This window comes from Azospirillum sp. VT-I1 (assembly GCF_055698305.1).
In genome coordinates, this window is the sequence record NZ_CP168800.1 from 45,148 (window position 1) to 59,841 (window position 14,694).

Annotated in this window: 17 protein-coding genes; 13 read left to right on the forward strand and 4 right to left on the reverse strand. The window is 63.0% G+C overall.

The features are described from left to right. Positions 1–60 precede the first annotated feature (60 nt). The 3 genes from AB8P05_RS00245 to AB8P05_RS00255 all read left to right on the forward strand — a co-directional run bounded on the left by AB8P05_RS00245 (position 61) and on the right by AB8P05_RS00255 (position 1,713). A complete protein-coding gene (locus AB8P05_RS00245; protein WP_472758331.1) occupies positions 61–312 on the forward strand; it encodes a hypothetical protein in 252 nt (83 codons plus the stop codon). Between the two features lie 103 nt (positions 313–415). Further along, a complete protein-coding gene (locus AB8P05_RS00250) occupies positions 416–1,036 on the forward strand; it encodes a nucleotide-binding protein (protein WP_472758332.1) in 621 nt (206 codons plus the stop codon). 2 nt (positions 1,037–1,038) lie between these two features. Further along, the gene (locus tag AB8P05_RS00255) at positions 1,039–1,713 is read left to right on the forward strand and encodes a DUF3102 domain-containing protein (RefSeq protein ID WP_472758333.1); all 675 of its coding nucleotides are present in this window, start codon (positions 1,039–1,041) and stop codon (positions 1,711–1,713) included. A 58-nt stretch (positions 1,714–1,771) separates the two neighbouring features. Here AB8P05_RS00255 and AB8P05_RS00260 read toward each other — a convergent pair whose 3' ends face one another. Next, positions 1,772–2,800, reverse strand: coding sequence for a hypothetical protein (locus tag AB8P05_RS00260; protein ID WP_472758334.1), 1,029 nt, complete (start codon positions 2,798–2,800; stop codon positions 1,772–1,774). 567 nt (positions 2,801–3,367) lie between these two features. Between AB8P05_RS00260 and AB8P05_RS00265 the strand changes: the two genes are divergently transcribed. Both AB8P05_RS00265 and AB8P05_RS00270 read left to right on the forward strand, forming a co-directional pair. Next, the gene (locus AB8P05_RS00265) at positions 3,368–4,966 is read left to right on the forward strand and encodes a hypothetical protein (protein WP_472758335.1); all 1,599 of its coding nucleotides are present in this window, start codon (positions 3,368–3,370) and stop codon (positions 4,964–4,966) included. Positions 4,967–5,277: 311 nt separating this feature from the next. Continuing rightward, positions 5,278–6,084, forward strand: coding sequence for a Rha family transcriptional regulator (locus tag AB8P05_RS00270; protein ID WP_472758336.1), 807 nt, complete (start codon positions 5,278–5,280; stop codon positions 6,082–6,084). 78 nt (positions 6,085–6,162) lie between these two features. Here the strand turns inward: AB8P05_RS00270 and AB8P05_RS00275 are convergent, their stop codons facing one another. Then, a complete protein-coding gene (locus tag AB8P05_RS00275; RefSeq protein WP_472758337.1) occupies positions 6,163–8,988 on the reverse strand; it encodes a type ISP restriction/modification enzyme in 2,826 nt (941 codons plus the stop codon). Further along, entirely contained in the window at positions 8,985–9,527 is a 543-nt protein-coding gene (locus AB8P05_RS00280) for a hypothetical protein (protein ID WP_472758338.1), read from the reverse strand. Before AB8P05_RS00280 ends, AB8P05_RS00275 begins: the two co-directional genes overlap by 4 nt. Positions 9,528–9,768: 241 nt before the next feature. Between AB8P05_RS00280 and AB8P05_RS00285 the strand changes: the two genes are divergently transcribed. The 6 genes from AB8P05_RS00285 (at position 9,769) to AB8P05_RS00310 (ending at position 12,878) form a co-directional block, all read left to right on the forward strand. Then, positions 9,769–10,044 (forward strand): hypothetical protein, encoded by a 276-nt coding sequence (locus tag AB8P05_RS00285; protein WP_472758339.1) that lies wholly within the window; start codon positions 9,769–9,771, stop codon positions 10,042–10,044. Positions 10,045–10,054: 10 nt separating this feature from the next. Then, the gene (locus AB8P05_RS00290) at positions 10,055–10,822 is read left to right on the forward strand and encodes a hypothetical protein (RefSeq protein ID WP_472758340.1); all 768 of its coding nucleotides are present in this window, start codon (positions 10,055–10,057) and stop codon (positions 10,820–10,822) included. A gap of 103 nt (positions 10,823–10,925) precedes the next feature. Next, on the forward strand, positions 10,926–11,180 hold the full coding sequence (locus tag AB8P05_RS00295; RefSeq protein ID WP_472758341.1) for a hypothetical protein: 255 nt from the start codon (positions 10,926–10,928) through the stop codon (positions 11,178–11,180). Between the two features lie 12 nt (positions 11,181–11,192). Next, entirely contained in the window at positions 11,193–11,375 is a 183-nt protein-coding gene (locus AB8P05_RS00300) for a hypothetical protein (RefSeq protein WP_472758342.1), read from the forward strand. After that, positions 11,372–12,370 (forward strand): tyrosine-type recombinase/integrase, encoded by a 999-nt coding sequence (locus AB8P05_RS00305; protein WP_472758343.1) that lies wholly within the window; start codon positions 11,372–11,374, stop codon positions 12,368–12,370. The genes AB8P05_RS00300 and AB8P05_RS00305 overlap by 4 nt, the downstream gene beginning before the upstream one ends. A 1-nt stretch (position 12,371) precedes the next feature. Next, entirely contained in the window at positions 12,372–12,878 is a 507-nt protein-coding gene (locus AB8P05_RS00310) for a host-nuclease inhibitor Gam family protein (RefSeq protein ID WP_472758344.1), read from the forward strand. Positions 12,879–12,951: 73 nt separating this feature from the next. Here the strand turns inward: AB8P05_RS00310 and AB8P05_RS00315 are convergent, their stop codons facing one another. Then, positions 12,952–13,338 (reverse strand): response regulator, encoded by a 387-nt coding sequence (locus tag AB8P05_RS00315; RefSeq protein WP_472758345.1) that lies wholly within the window; start codon positions 13,336–13,338, stop codon positions 12,952–12,954. 139 nt (positions 13,339–13,477) lie between these two features. Between AB8P05_RS00315 and AB8P05_RS00320 the strand changes: the two genes are divergently transcribed. Then, positions 13,478–14,269, forward strand: coding sequence for a DNA-methyltransferase (locus tag AB8P05_RS00320; RefSeq protein WP_472758346.1), 792 nt, complete (start codon positions 13,478–13,480; stop codon positions 14,267–14,269). Further along, entirely contained in the window at positions 14,266–14,529 is a 264-nt protein-coding gene (locus tag AB8P05_RS00325) for a hypothetical protein (RefSeq protein ID WP_472758347.1), read from the forward strand. The genes AB8P05_RS00320 and AB8P05_RS00325 overlap by 4 nt, the downstream gene beginning before the upstream one ends. The last annotated feature ends 165 nt before the right edge of the window (positions 14,530–14,694 follow it).

Sequence of the window (14,694 nt, forward strand, 5' to 3'; positions counted from 1 at the left end):
GGGCGGCTCGGTCGGAAGAGGCACAGGAAACAGCGGCGCGCTGTGGCGGAGCGCGCGGCCATGAGCCGGGCCGGCCAGCAGCTGCCCCTGGATCTGGGCGTGCCGCCGCGCACCGCGCCACACAGGCCGGTGCAGGTCCAGCCGGAGGAGCCGGGCGTGTACCGCGCCATCGAGGTGCTGCGCGCCGCCGGACTGCGGGTCTACCGGAACGGCGCGCTGCATCTGGTCGACGGCAAGCTGCTGACCACGGCGGAGCTGATGCGCCTCTTCCATGCCCACCAGCGGCGGGACCAGGGCAAGGCCGACCGCTGAAGCGGCGGCAACGAATCGGGTGTCGTTGGTCCGCCGACAGCGCGGATCGGCGGCGTGGGGAAACGGGAAAGTGTTCACGCGTGAACGCTTTGGGGGCTGGAACATGAAGACGATCCTGGTGGTGCAGGGGAAGGGCGGTGGGCCGAAGACGGCAACCGTCCGCAATCTGGCGGTGGCCGCCGCTACGACCGGGCTGCGGGTGGGGACGCTGGACACGGATCCGCAGGGCAGCCTGACGCACTGGCACAGCCTGCGCCCGGCCGACGTCGCGCCGATCGCCGGCGAGCAGCGCGTGCTGGGCGAGGTGACGGAGCGGCCGACGCCGCAGGGCCTCGACCTGCTGGTGATCGACACGCCGACCGCGGTGGAGTTCTTCCCGGAATCGACCGCGCTGCTGTTCGACGTGGCCGACCTGGTGCTGGTGCCGGTGCGGCCGGGACCGGAGGACTTGGTCAGCATGCAGGCCATGCTGCCCTACCTGCACAGCCGGCGCCGGCCGATGCGCCTGCTGTTGAGCCAGATCCAGCCACGCCTGCGCGAGACGGCGGACGCTCGGTCCATCGTCGCCGGCATGGGCACGCCGGCGCCGGTGGAGATCCCGCTGCTTCAGGAGGTGCCGCGCAGCTTCATGGCAGGGCTGGGCACGGCCGAGATCGCTGGCACCCGCACCGGCCCGCTGTTCCGTGACCTGTGGGCCTATCTGTCCGCCGAGATGGGAGTCTGACGATGGCACCGACCGCCCGCAGCCTGGGGAATGCCCGCCTGTCCATGCTGGCCAAACCCCGCACCCTGACCACCCGTGCCGAGTTCGCCGCGGACATCCGCCGGGAATGGACCAATGCACTGGAGGCCACTGTGGCGGTGGGCCGCCGCCTGAACGAGGCCAAGGAGGCCCTGCCGCACGGCGAATACGAGGCGATGGTGACGAACGACCTGCCGTTCAGCACCTCGACCGCTCGAAAGCTGCGCGAGATCGCCGCCTTCGTCGATGAGGGCAAGGTGCCGCTGGACCGGCTGCCGGAAGCGATGGGCACCCTCTACGTCATCGCGACCTTGCCGGACGAGACGCGTCAGCGGGCGCTGGACGCCGGCACGATCCATCCGGAGGTGACGCGGGCCGAAGTGGCGGCACTGAAGCCGCCAGCCCGGCCGGTCGAACAGCCTGCCGAGGTCATCGCTCCTCCCATCCCGCCCACGTGGGAGCCGTCACTACCGCGTGAGTCACGCTTCGCGGCGGCGCTGTCGCTCCCCTGGCACACGGATCCGGACGATCCCGGCGCCATCACCGTCGAGCTGGACGGCGTGCGCCGCTACCTGCTGGTGATGGTGGCGCCTGATCCAGCCGCTGCAGATGTGGTACGGCATGTGGTGGAGTTGCATAACGGCGTATGTAAAAATTAAGATTCATTCCCTTAATGTTTCCCGGAAGAACTGGAATAGCACATTAAACTATGACTGCCTAATTCGAGCGGACGATGCTTAATCCTGGTATCTTCTTCTCATTAACTAAGTATAGCTTTATGTATTTCCCAAGTAGTTCTCGGGTATCGTTTAGCGGTAGAGATTCTATCGAACCTGACATATTGTGAACAAATTTATCGCGAATGGATTTTATTTTCTTAAATGAATCGACGTCCTTTTCAGCATCTGGATTACCAAGGCAATGTGATGTGGCTATAAATTTGTCTAAAATTCGATATTTCCCTTTCATTATCTCAAGAATTTTTTCGGAAAGAATACTGGGTACTGGGGATTTATTTATGCTAATTCCGATATCTTTTTCGATTTCGATAAACTGCTTAGAAACAAACATTTCTAATCCGGTCCAAGCTGAAACGAAAGCATTCAATGGGCCGATTTCATCAGGCTTTAGTGACATGGAATAAAGATCAATAATTGCTTGTAGCTTAATATCTTCTTGAAAAGTCTTGGTTAAGTGAAGCGCTGTTTCGATTTCCGAATGATCAATTGGTGAAATGGTTTCGGTTCTTGCGGGAACTTGTTTGGAAATTGCCTTGCGGAAACCTTTCGAATTATCCACCAAAAAGTATTTATCGAATATAAACTCAAATTCCTTTGATATCTTGGAGAAGGTTGCCAATGAAATTGCGGTTGCGGTTAATCCAAATGCTTTCGAGGCCATTAAATTATGAGGAAGTTTATCGAAATCCGTTCCGTCTTCGTCTTTTATTTTTTCTAAATCGATTTCAGAAGTATCTATGCTAACAGAAATATAAATTATTGCCCGTGAGTGGCCGTGAATAAGATAAGAATTATTATGCGATACAGCATTTTTTTGTTCCTCATTATTTAAATCTGTTTTCTTTAACGCATTTTGATTTAGAATAGTCTCTAAAGTAGACGCGTAAGTGTTTGCGCCAAGTAAACTAACAGAAACCTTATCATTGCTTAACAGGAGAGTATTCATGCTAGGCTCAGGTTTGTAAATTCCAACAGCCGAATAAAATCTGCAATATTCCAGTTTCATTTCTTACCTATCATCGCGCTAGAGGTAGCTTTCCGTCTACAATATAAGATAGGTATGTGACCTGATATGCAAGGGAAAAGTGTTTCAAATGATGCTATGTGCTGATTAATGCTGTACAACGATAGGGAATGCGAATTTTATAATTATCTGTGGACGCATCGGTGTCGATCTACCTTCCTACGCATTTCTTAAATTAGCACTGAGAGCAGCAAACTATGGGGGGAGCGCGCTTCGGCTGGATTTGCCTGTCTCCGCATTACCATCCATTCTCAAAGCCGCGCTAAGTTCTTCACCATCCGAGCCCTGCGCGGTCTGTGGACGGCAACGTCGGCCCGTGGTACGTGGGGCAGCATCGCCGCGATAATCGACAGTCCCACCCACAAATTCCACCAGGGCTTCCCCATCGGATAGTCCCTGTGCCTTGCACCAGCGGGCTGGTCGACGCTTCCCGGTTTATCCGCCAGTCTGGCAACCCGGATCGCCAACCCCCTGGAAATCAACCCCGCATCCCGCTACCTTCGCGCGTCTTTCTGGTACGCTGTCTGCCATATGTGCGAGGGGCAAGGGATGGGATCGCTTTATCTGAACCGGCTGTCGAAGGATGAACGTACGGCGCTCACCCAGCAGCTTTGGGACCAGCAGTCGGGGAAATGCTTCATTTCCGGCAAGCCCATCGAGCTGGCCCTGCATGAAACCGACATCGACCACATCATCCCGACTCGCGACAACGGAAAGGACGATCCGTCCAACTTCGCGTTGACCCTGTCCCATTTCAACCGGTCCAAGCAGGCCAGCGACTTGCGGATCGCCCGCGTGCTGGCCCGGTTCGAGGACATCAAGGCGCAGGCCGACAGCGACGACCGGGGCGCCAACCTGAACGACGTACTGCGCGCGGTCGATGGATCGTCGGCCCCGCTTCGCGTGGCGTTCGAGGGCGACTTCATCTCCTACATCGCACCCGGTTCGACCGAGCCGGTACGGCTGCCCGTGCATGAGGACGCCCTGTCCGGCATGCGCTATTTCTTCGCGGTGCTGCCGGTCGAATGCGTCTTCCATGACGACCGCATCAATCCCCGGCCGATCGGCAGCAACCTGCGGGGGCTGATCGAGGAGTTCCATCGTCGCCGGCCGCAGCTCCATGTCGCGCTGGGATGGATCGAAACCAAGAACCTGCCGACGGCGGAGGTGCGCGTCTTCGACGGCCAGCACAAGGCCGCGGCGCAGATCCTGCTGGGCATTCGCAACATTCCGCTGCGCATCTTCATCGATCCGGATCTCGACCGGCTGCTGACCGCCAACACCAACGCCGGGACGACCCTGCGCCAAGTCGCTTTCGACAAGTCGGTTCAGCGCCGGCTGGGCAGTTCCATCCTGTTCGACCGCATCACCCGCTATCGCACGGATAAGGGGTTGCCGGAGGATTTCGAGGAGTTTTCCGAGAAGACGCTCGTCGATCACTTCAAGGGCGAACAGCGCGCGATGACGCGCTACATCCTCGACAGTGTCCGCGACGGCATCACCCACGATCCGAACAACATGCTGATGGATTTCGTGGAATATGCCGGCAAGGGCTATGAAAAGCCGCTGTCCTACAGCGCCATCGAAAAGACGTTCTACAGCCAGTTCATCTATGGCGGCCTGCTGGAAACCGCCTGGAATTATCGCGCCGATGAGGGCCAGAACCCGCGCGATCTGGAGAAGACGCAAATCGTCCGCTTGATGAACCTGATCGCTGCCAAGATCTATGTCGGGAAATATGACGACGAGCGGGGAACCCGGCGACTGGAGAACGCGGTGCAGGGCGGCGAGGACGTTCCGGAGCCGCATCTGCGCGCCTTCCGCATGGCGAAGGAGGAGGTTCTGCAATGCTGGCTTGGCCATATCCGCCGGATCGCCGAACAGCATTTTCTGATCACCGGGCGGGTGATCACGGCGGAGCGCCTGTTCCAGTATCCATTCCCTGAACAGCTTTGGACCAACATCGGCAATTTCATCGACAATCTTGCGCGTCTGCCGCTGTGGGTGAACCGGGAACTGTCATCGACGGTGTTCGGCTCCAAACAGAATTACAAGGTGTGGCAGAGCATCTTTGAGGATGGCAAGACGCCCGGCGGGCAGAAGGTGATGGTCAACGGCCTGAACATCATGGAGATGATCAAGGCCTGAGCCGGATCATCGCCGTGGTTGTGCGATCAAGGGGATGCAACGCCCCTTGACGCTCCGCCCCGGTGGAGCGATCTTTCGGGTCGGAGCTTAAGAACCTCCCCGTAGGCGGCAAGCCACCCGCGCGTTTTCGCGATGTGGCTATTTTCATGCCCGGAGTCTGTCCGGATCATGCCCCTTTGCCGGGGGTCGGATAATACAACACCCGCAAGGGGAATATTCCGGCCTGACCTATGCAGGTTCTTAGCCCCCGGCGCCAGGGCTGCCTTAAGAAGCGGTCCTCCGCCGGCAATGCCGCATAGGAGGCCATCGCCATGGGCAGCATGAGCGACGACGGGCAAGTCTTGCCCGCGTTATCGCCGACCGACATCGACACCACGATCAACCACGAGCCGCGCATCCGTGACCTTCGGCTTGCCGAAGCGCTGGGGATGAAAAACGTGCATTCGATCCGTGAGCTGATCGAACGTCACATAGATGCCTTGATAACCTTCGGGGAGGTTTCTCGGCTTGCCGAGAAACCCGGCCGTCGTGGTGGCCGCCCGTCCAAGAGCTTCTACCTCACCAAGAAACAGGCGCTCTACATCACGGCCAAGTCGGACACCGAGCGCGCCGCGCTGGTGACGATCCAGATGGTCGAGCTGTTCGACGCCGTCACCAGCGGCAAGCCTCCGCCCGCTCCCGCCGCATCGCTGACCAAGGCTGACCTTGACGCCATCGACCAACGGGCGCGCGAGCTGGGCGAGGCCGAGGAACGGCGGGTCCGCGCCGCTCTGACCGCCGACGCCCTGGACCGGGTGCGACAGGGCCGGCCGGTGGACATTGCGATGCTGACGGTCTCGGCCGCCGCCCGGCCCCTGCTGCCGGCACCAGCGACGTCGTTGATCGGCACCCCACTGTCGGACCTGCCCTTCAACGAACGCAGCCTGATCCTGGCCTACCGCGACCTGCCCCCGGCGCGGAAAGAGCAGCTGTCGGGACTGATGGGCGCCGCCGCCACCTATGTCGAGTCCCTGCGCGGCCTGTGGACGGCCACATCGGCCTGCGGCATGTGGGACAGCATCGCCGCGATGATCGACAGCCACGCCCACAAGTTCCACCAGCGCCTCCCCATCGGATAGCGCCTCCTCCCCGGCCCCGGCGGGCCAGCCGACGGGGCGTGTGTGCGCCCTCGTCGGCCTGAGTGCTGAAGCCGCCGTTCAGTCGAACAGTCCGGGCTGAACCTCTTTGTTTGTCTTCGACGCTTTCACCGATACGCCTTCCGGGATGACGAAGGCATCCGCGGCGCGCAGTTCGGCATCCGACAGGATCGGGCCGGTGCAGATGCGATCCAGCAGGCTGGCTTGTTTCGGCTCCAACTCTACGACGCCGCCCAGGACGTTCAGCAGATTGATCAATTCGGTGGTGTATTCAGCCAGCCAGCCGCTGGGTTGGATGTCGCCAAGAGGGGATGGCGGGCGGCGGTCGCCGATGATTGGCCGTTCGCGGTTCTTACGGCGGTAACTGAACCATTGGGTCAGAACATGCTTGCCCGAAACCTCGTATTCCCACACGCGCGGCGGCACATGGTCGATGAAGCCGGTTCCGATCAGGAGACGGTTCTTCGCCGCATCGTAGTCGATGCTGTCAGCATCGGCAGGGATTGTGCCGTCCTTCGGGATGGTCGGAGCCTTCGCCTTGGACAGCCGTGGCGGACCGGGCGGCCGGCTCTTGGCCAGATCCGGGTCCGGGGCGATGAAGCGTTCCCCAAAGCTGTGCAGCCAGATGACACGCCGGCCGAGTTCGACGGCTTCGTCGAACAGCGCCGCGTCGGCGGTGATCGGGATGCGCAGGCCGGGCTGAACCAGTTCGCCCTGGAACTTGGCGGTGTAAGCAGGATGCGAAGCCACCGCCGCGATATAGGCGAAGACGTCCTCGCCGCTGACCGGGCGCTTGTAGGCGCTCGACAGGGTGGTCAGCAGCGCCGGGCGCAGGTTCGGCATGGTGGCCGCGCGGTCGCGCCAGAGTGGGAACGCTCTGCCGCCAAATGATCCTTTATAATGGTGAAGATCAGGAATGAGATTTGTAAATGTGACCGCCGGACCTGTACTTGGAGAATGCCTGGTAAGTGCGGTCATATAAATCTGATTATTAGAGTGATATGACCACAATGTTGGGTTTGGTCTGTTTAGGAGGCGATTGTCTGGAATAATCCACTGTCGATCAAATGTTCTAAATCCATAGAGAATTGGTGGAACGACATCGCCTTTGTCCTTCCCAACCGAAACATCTCTGTGCTCTGAGCCAGGAAGATGCTCCCGCAAAACCTTGCCGACTGTACGGTCTCCTCCTTCATGTGGATGAAACAACCGATCTTTTTCGGAGGCATCCTTTTCTAAAATCAGCCGCTTCCAACGCAGTTCAAGCGACGCCTTATCGGGAGCAATGACCCAGGTACGGCCCGGCATCACGCCTGATCCGTTGTAGATGAATAGGTCGTCCAGAGACACGAAGGTCGACCACGATCCGGTGGCCTCTGGCAGGAAGGGAGCGCGCCAAGCGCTGGGGCAGTCGATCCAACCGGCGCTGTCCAAGGTCAGCGCTCCGATTGCATCAAATTTTTCCTCCCGAAGCCCTGCCGGCAAGGCGCGGAAACGAACACGAGCGGGAGTTTCCGGGTCGCATTTTGGCAGTCGCAGCACCATTACGATGCAGACCGGGGGCTGCACGTCCTGAAACACACGTGTCGGAACGTCCGGCTGGTGGCCTTCGGGGGAACAGTCGATCACCCAGATCTCATTGGCATCGCGACGCAGATCGGAACGCATCTTCTGGAAACCCGGGCCGTTCAGGAAGCCTGCCACGGTGATGAAAGAGACGATTCCCTGCCGCTTGGGCGCGGCAATGGTGGACGCTTCGCCAAACACCTTCCAAGTCGCCCAGCGCCAGAAATAGACGTAAAGATTGTGTAGACGTTTGATATGCGGGCCAAGCTCCCAGTCGGTTGGGGGAACCCAGGCGAGCAATGGGGCAGGTTCCTTGCTGTTCTTGCTGCCTTCAACGACCCATCCGCCCAGCTTCTTCGCCCGCTCCTTATAGGGCGGGTTGCCGATGACCACGGTGATCGGTTCGGCACGCTTGATCTTGTTCGCCTCCTTTCGCGACTCGGCCAGCGGGGCGAGGATGCGGGGGATATGCTCCACCTCCTCATGCGGGTTGCCCAGCGTGTTGGTCACATAGAGGCGCAGCGGGATCTTGGCCTTGCTCGGGTCCTTGATGCCCATCAAATCGGCGGCTTCGGCCAGCAGGCGGAGCTGCGCCACCACGTAGGGGCCGAACTGCATCTCGAAGCCGATCAGGCGGGGCAGTGTGTCGCGGATCGCATCCGGTACAGCGCCTTCGCCTTCGTCTTCCGCCTTCATGGCGGCGATCCGGCGCAGGATGCCCAGCAGATAGGTTCCGGTGCCGACCGCCGGGTCGGCCAGCGTCACCTCCTTCGCCGCCAGCCCGGCGGGAACGCCGAAGCGGCGTGGATCGCGCAGGGCCTCGTCCACCAGCCGCACCATGGCGTTCACGATTTCCGGCGGGGTGTAATAGGAGCCGGTCTTCTTCCGCAGATCGTTGTCGTAGGCGCTGAGGAACTCCTCGTAGAAATAGAGCCAAGCGTCGGGATCGCCCTTGCTGATCTTCGCCCAATCGACCTCATCGAGGACACGGGTCAGAGTACCCAGCGAGACCTTCAGGGTGTCCTGGTTGTCGGCCTCGTCGGTCAGCAGCTTGAAGGCGGTGCCGATCAGGCTGTTGGTTTGGCTGAGGTCATGGGCGACCCGGTGAAGTCCACCGGTCAGCACGATACCGCGGGCGCGGGCCATCAACATGCCGAAGGTCACCGCCTGGGCATAGCCATCGGCGAATTCGGTATCGGACGCCGTGGGGAACAAATAGGCCCGCCAGTCTTCCGCCAGTCCGGTCAGGGCCGGGCTGCCAAGGCCAAGCTGTTCTGTGACTTCGTCCCGCAGAAGGCGGCACAGGCGCGCGGCGGTCAAGGCCAGCTGCTGGGCACTGCCGGGGGAGTTGGGTTCCACGAGAAGAAGTCGCTGAACAGCGCCAGGAGGGTCGGGGGACCGGACAGGGAACTGCCGGCGGACAGGATGTCGCCGTCCAGACGAACGATTTGGCCTTCCAACTCGCCGTTTCGCCAGACGCTGAAGGCCATGCCGTCCGTGTAAAGCAGGTTGGGCAGCGACTTCAGGCGCTCCCATTGCGCCTTGTCATGCTTATCGGAAAAGCGGCGGGGATCGGCCCCTTTGTGGGGAGCCTTCACCTCGATGAAGCCGATCAGTGCCTTTTGACGGGTCACGGCGAAGTCCGGCCGGACCTTCAGATCCGTCATCGCCGTTTCGCCGACGGTAACGATGGCGTCGGATGGCAGCCCAGCAAGCGCGGCAAGATCCTGGACCAACTTTTCCAGTGGGTTGCGCAGTTGTTCTTCGGGCTCTCCGGCGATGGCGGTGTTCTTCAGCTTGTCCTTTGCTGCTTTTCCGAAGCGCGCGATTGCATCGGAAAGACCGTTCTTCGTTTTCATTCTGTTCTTATCCCGCCGGTCAGATCGTGGAACTCGGCTGATACATTTACAACCTGAGCAATCAGGGTGCAATCCGATCGGGTGGGGGCCAAGCCTGTGCAGATTGAATTGGCCAACCCGGTGGGCTTGACGTTTCCAGGGTTTGGCAACAATCAGCAAGGAATTGGTAATCTTTTTGGGCAAACAATCCTAAATTACCCGGCGAGGTGTCGACGCGCCGGGGTTTTGCCCGGAGATTTCCATGTCCAAGCCCGCGTCGCTGATGCCGTTGTTCCTCGCCTATCAACAATTGGCCGGCTGCGCGGAGTGCGAGACGGCCGACCGGTTGCGGGGCAACTTGGAACAGTTGCTGGCGGCCGGCGAGGTGGTGTCGGCCGACGACCTGTTCGCCAAGGCGCGCTATCTGCAGGATTGCGGGCGGATCGACCCCGGCCTGATTCCGATGGAAGCCCTGGACACGCTGGTGGCCGGGGTGGCCCGTCTGCTGGGGCCGGGGCTGTCCCAGGCGGCGGCGTGAGGGCTGGAGCATGGCCATCGCCTTCGCCCGCTGCGATAGCCGCCGGCGCCTCGACCTCGAATCGCTGGTGACCTGGGCACTGCGCGACCAGCAGGCCGACCGCGTCCAGTCCGGCCTCTTCGACATCGAGGCCGCGGCGAATGACCATGGATGGGAACCGCAAGGGGTGAGCGGCGACGGCGTGGCCGAGCTGCTGCGCCGTCATGAGACCGGTGACCGGGTGGACGGCGGCGGGCCGGTGCGCGGCATCGCCGTGACGGTCCATCCCGACGCCGAGGCGGTCGCCAACGCTGTGGGGTGGCTGCATCCGTGGCAGCGGCGCCTCGTCCGTTTCCATGGGCGCTCCGGCACCCGGCCGGACTGGCTGCCGCTGGTGCCGCCCATGGTCGCGGTGAAGCGGCCGAGCGAGGCGCGCGGCCGGTACCGGCATGTCACGGCCGAGCGGTGGGAGTTCGTGCCCACTCGGTCCGAACTGGCCAAGCGGTACCTGCTGCGCGGCCAATCGCTCTTCGACGCTCGCGGGCAGCGCCGGATCGTCGAGGACGAGCGCGGCTTTCACTTCCGCACCTTCGGCGATGGGCGCCGGCAGGTGCAGGTGAAATGGTGCCCGCTGGAACCCGCCCACAGCGATGCCGAGATCGTCGAAGCCAACACCGATTATGCCGGCTGGCATGCTGGCATGACGGAACTGCTGGAGCGGATCGGCGGCTGGGGCCTGCGCGATCATGTGCTCACCGGCTTCACCGCGCCAGCGACGCCATGGGAATATAGTCCTTGACGAAAAGTCAATTCCTTGACAGGGTGAGCGGGACGAATTGCGTGTGAAGGAAGGCCCGCCCGGCAGCTGCCGCGGCGGGCCTTCCGCTGTCCGGGGGCTGGCCATGCGGACCGAATGGGACGGCGTGCTGTGCCTTCAGCTCGGCCCGGTGGATCGTCATTTCGCCGTGCGCATCACCTACCAGGGCGGACCCTTCCGCGCCGACATCGAGGCCATCGAGATCCGGACCCGGCAGGGCTGGATCCGGGCGCCCTGGCTGATCGGGCTGGTGGAGGACTGCGCGCCTCTCTTCGACATGCTGCGCGATCATGCCGCCGGCCGGGTGGCCGATGCGCGGGCGGTCGCGCGGCTTTCCTGACAGGACAGCAGGATGGACGAGCTGATCCGCGAGGCGGTCGCCGCCGGCGCCGGCCTCACCCATGGCAATGACCCGGCGGCGGCGTGGCCGTCGGATGGGGCGGTCGCGTTCTTCGGTCAGCAGGTCGCGGCGATGCTGCGCGAGCTGCCGGAAGACATGACGGTCGCCGAGCTGCGCGACGCCATCGACGGATGAGCCTTCCCGTCCTTCCGGGCGATCCGGCCGGACAGGACGTCAGCGACGCCCGCCACGCCCCGGCGCTGCGGCTGGACCGCATCCAGGAGCACCTGCTGGACGCCTTCTATGCCGGGCGCTCGGCCAATACGGTGCGGGCCTACCGGCGGGACCATGAGGATTTCCGGACCTTCGTGGCCCGGCAGGATGGGCTGGCTGCCTTCGCCGCCACCGCCGAGCAGGCAGTGCGGATGCTGCTGGCGGTGGAGCATGGGCAGGCCAACGCCCTGGCGCTGGGCTACCGCACCGACATGGTGCGCCGCCAGCTTCAGCCCGCCACCGTCAACCGCCGGCTGGCGGCACTGCGGTCGGTGGTCAGGCTGGGCAACACGCTGGGCCTGGTCAGCTGGACGCTGGACGCGGAAAACGTCGACTCCGCCCCCTACCGCGACACGCGGGGACCGGGGCGGGACGGCGTGCGGGCCATGGTGGCGCAGGCCAAGGAGCGCACCGACGCCAAGGGCCTGCGCGACACCGCCATCGTCCGGCTGCTGCACGACGTGGCCCTGCGCCGCGGCGAAGTGGTGTCGCTGGACCTGGAGCATTACGAGAGCCGGCGCGGCACCGTCGCGGTGCTGGGCAAGGGGCGGACCCAGCGCGAGCGGGTCACGCTGCCGGCCGCCACCAGGACGGCGCTCGAGGCGTGGGTGGCGGTGCGGGGGAAGGCCCCCGGGCCGCTGTTCCATCGCCTCGATGCCGCCGGCCGGGGCACAGGGCGCCTGACCGGCGCCGCCGTCTACCAGGTCATCCGCGAGCTGGGCGCCGGGGTGGGCATCACCACCCGGCCGCACGGGCTGCGGCACTCGGCCATCACCGCGGCGCTGGACGCCAGCAACGGCAACATCCGGGCGGTGCAGCGCTTCAGCCGGCACCGCACCGTCCAGACCCTGCAGATCTACGACGACAACCGCGCCGATCTGGCTGGCCAGATGGCGGCGCTCATTGCGGAGGATTGACATGGGTGAGACCATCGCCGTTCCGGTGCGCAGGGTGCGCACCCAGGACCAGGCCGCGGCCGTTGTCGGCCGGATCGGCGCCGCACAGGCGCAGCTGGGCCGGCTGAAAGCCGCGCTGGACGTGGCTGTCGCCCAGGCGAACCTCGCCTACGAGACTGCGGCGGCGCCGCTGCGCACCGCCATTGCCGCCGACACGGAGCTGCTGCGCGGCTACTTCGACGCCAACCGGGCCAGCCTGCTGACCGGCGGTAAGAAGTCGGTGGCGCTGTCCACCGGCACCATGGGCGTGAAGAAGACGACGGCCAAGCTGGTGGTGGCCGATGTCGACGCGCTGCTGAAGCGGCTGGAGGACGACCGCAAGCTGCGGCGCTTCATCCGCACCAAGAGCGAGGTCGACCGGGCCGCCCTGCTGGCGGAGCCCAAGGTGGCGGTGACCATCGACGGCGTGTCCATCGAGGGCGGGGACGACGCTTTCTTCGTCAAGCCGCTGATGGTGGCGACCGCCTGAAACCGAGCTTGCGAAAATCAGCATTATCGCAAGCTCATCACCAAAAACGCTGAATTACGAAGCCGTTAGCAGCTCAGCGCTTCTGACGCAGTGCCTTGAGCAAAGCAGCTCGGAGTGTTTCAGGCGAGCAGGGCATTTCCAGAAGTATTCCGCTGAATGCACCGGCTTTCCAGCGCTGAAGCAGGCTGGAGTCTCCGGTGATGCCGATCCATGGGAGCGGATAGCCGACTTCGGCCTCAAAGCGGCTTGCCAGCTGATCCCCAGTCTCCTGGCCGTCGGTTGGGGGCAGAAGCAACACGGTTGGACGCAGCTTATCAGCTTTGGTGGCTGCGATGATGTCATCGAGGTTGTCGCCAGAAACGACTTGGCATCCCCATGACTCAAGCAAAGCTTCGATGCCGAGGCGCAGAACTGCGTTCTGCTCCAACACAACGACGGTGTTCCCTTTGATTGTGGGCACTGTGTGATGTCCTCCAGCCTCTCGGTGGTCCGGAACGCTTCCAGAGACGCTAACTCGCTGGCCGGCGTGACATTACATGCGGTCGCTTTTTTGTCATTAACCTGTGATCGGTTCAACTCTCAGTAAGTGCAGGAACGCGATGTCTACCAACTCCGTGACGATCGGCGCCGCGACGCTGATGCTGGGCGACTGCATCGACCGGATGCGGGAGCTTCCCGACAACTCGGTCAGCCTGGTGCTGACCGACGTTCCCTATTCCAGCGGCGCCACCCGTGAGGCCGGCCGCACCGCCTACGGCAAGACCATGACGCGGTCGACTAAGGGCGGCGGTGACCGGTGGTTCGGCTCCGACAGCTTGAGCACGCGCGGATTCCTCCACCTGCTGCGCGCCTGCGCCATGGAGTGGCAGCGGGTGCTGAAACCGGGCGGCCATGTGCTGGCCTTCATCGACTGGCGCATGGGCGATCATCTGGCCGATGCCATCGATGGGGGCGAGGCGGCGCTGTTCCTGTCCGGTCATGCGGCCGACGCCATGGAAAGCGCCGACCTGAAGCGGGTGGGGCTGCTGGTGTGGGACAAGACCTATTTCGGCATGGGGACGCATTTCCGCCACCAGCACGAGCTGATCCACCACTTCACCAAGGGCAAGGGAACCGAGCCGCTGCGCCGCAATGTGGCCAACGTGCTGCGCCACGCGCCGATCCGGCTGGGGGCCCACCCGACGGAGAAGCCGGTGGGGCTGCTGGCCGAGCTGATCGGCACCGTCTGCCCGCCGGGCGAGACGGTGCTCGACCCGTTCTTCGGCAGCGCGTCGGCCGGCCATGCCGCCCTGACCACGGGCCGGCGCTTCATCGGCATCGAGCGCGACCGGCGCTATTTCGAGTCCGGCTGGCAGCGGCTGGCCAACCTCACCGAGGAGCTGGCGGCATGACCATGCACCTGGAGGACGTGATGCACGGCCTCACCGCCCGCACCGCCACCGATGGCGTCATCGTCACGCTCGGCGGCACCATGGGCTGGTGGCTCGACGCCCTGCATGGGCCGGCGCAGGAACTGGCCTTCTGGGGCACGGTGGCGCTTGTGGTCGGGCGCCTGGTGCTGCTGGTGCTCGACTTGCGGGATCGCTTCCGTCGCCGGTCCAAAGTGTTCACGCGTGAACACTTTGACCGCGGCGCCGACCCCAAGCCTTAGGGGCGCCGGGCAGGTCAGTGTGGCACAGACAGCCAGCCGAGATCGCGGCATTCCGGACAGCCGCCACCGTCGCAGGATGGGCAGACGATCCAATCATCGTCGCGCCATCTGGCAACGACTTCGCCGTCGCATCGGCCGGCAGGAGTTCGCGTCCTGCATCCTTCC

What these genes read in the sequence shown, in the direction of transcription:
- AB8P05_RS00245 (WP_472758331.1), top strand. Translation starts at nt 61, where the DNA reads ATGAGCCGGGCCGGCCAGCAGCTGCCCCTGGATCTGGGCGTGCCGCCG.
- AB8P05_RS00250 (WP_472758332.1), top strand. Translation starts at nt 416, where the DNA reads ATGAAGACGATCCTGGTGGTGCAGGGGAAGGGCGGTGGGCCGAAGACG.
- AB8P05_RS00255 (WP_472758333.1), top strand. Translation starts at nt 1,039, where the DNA reads ATGGCACCGACCGCCCGCAGCCTGGGGAATGCCCGCCTGTCCATGCTG.
- AB8P05_RS00260 (WP_472758334.1), bottom strand. Translation starts at nt 2,800, where the DNA reads ATGAAACTGGAATATTGCAGATTTTATTCGGCTGTTGGAATTTACAAA.
- AB8P05_RS00265 (WP_472758335.1), top strand. Translation starts at nt 3,368, where the DNA reads ATGGGATCGCTTTATCTGAACCGGCTGTCGAAGGATGAACGTACGGCG.
- AB8P05_RS00270 (WP_472758336.1), top strand. Translation starts at nt 5,278, where the DNA reads ATGGGCAGCATGAGCGACGACGGGCAAGTCTTGCCCGCGTTATCGCCG.
- AB8P05_RS00280 (WP_472758338.1), bottom strand. Translation starts at nt 9,527, where the DNA reads ATGAAAACGAAGAACGGTCTTTCCGATGCAATCGCGCGCTTCGGAAAA.
- AB8P05_RS00285 (WP_472758339.1), top strand. Translation starts at nt 9,769, where the DNA reads ATGTCCAAGCCCGCGTCGCTGATGCCGTTGTTCCTCGCCTATCAACAA.
- AB8P05_RS00290 (WP_472758340.1), top strand. Translation starts at nt 10,055, where the DNA reads ATGGCCATCGCCTTCGCCCGCTGCGATAGCCGCCGGCGCCTCGACCTC.
- AB8P05_RS00295 (WP_472758341.1), top strand. Translation starts at nt 10,926, where the DNA reads ATGCGGACCGAATGGGACGGCGTGCTGTGCCTTCAGCTCGGCCCGGTG.
- AB8P05_RS00300 (WP_472758342.1), top strand. Translation starts at nt 11,193, where the DNA reads ATGGACGAGCTGATCCGCGAGGCGGTCGCCGCCGGCGCCGGCCTCACC.
- AB8P05_RS00305 (WP_472758343.1), top strand. Translation starts at nt 11,372, where the DNA reads ATGAGCCTTCCCGTCCTTCCGGGCGATCCGGCCGGACAGGACGTCAGC.
- AB8P05_RS00310 (WP_472758344.1), top strand. Translation starts at nt 12,372, where the DNA reads ATGGGTGAGACCATCGCCGTTCCGGTGCGCAGGGTGCGCACCCAGGAC.
- AB8P05_RS00320 (WP_472758346.1), top strand. Translation starts at nt 13,478, where the DNA reads ATGTCTACCAACTCCGTGACGATCGGCGCCGCGACGCTGATGCTGGGC.
- AB8P05_RS00325 (WP_472758347.1), top strand. Translation starts at nt 14,266, where the DNA reads ATGACCATGCACCTGGAGGACGTGATGCACGGCCTCACCGCCCGCACC.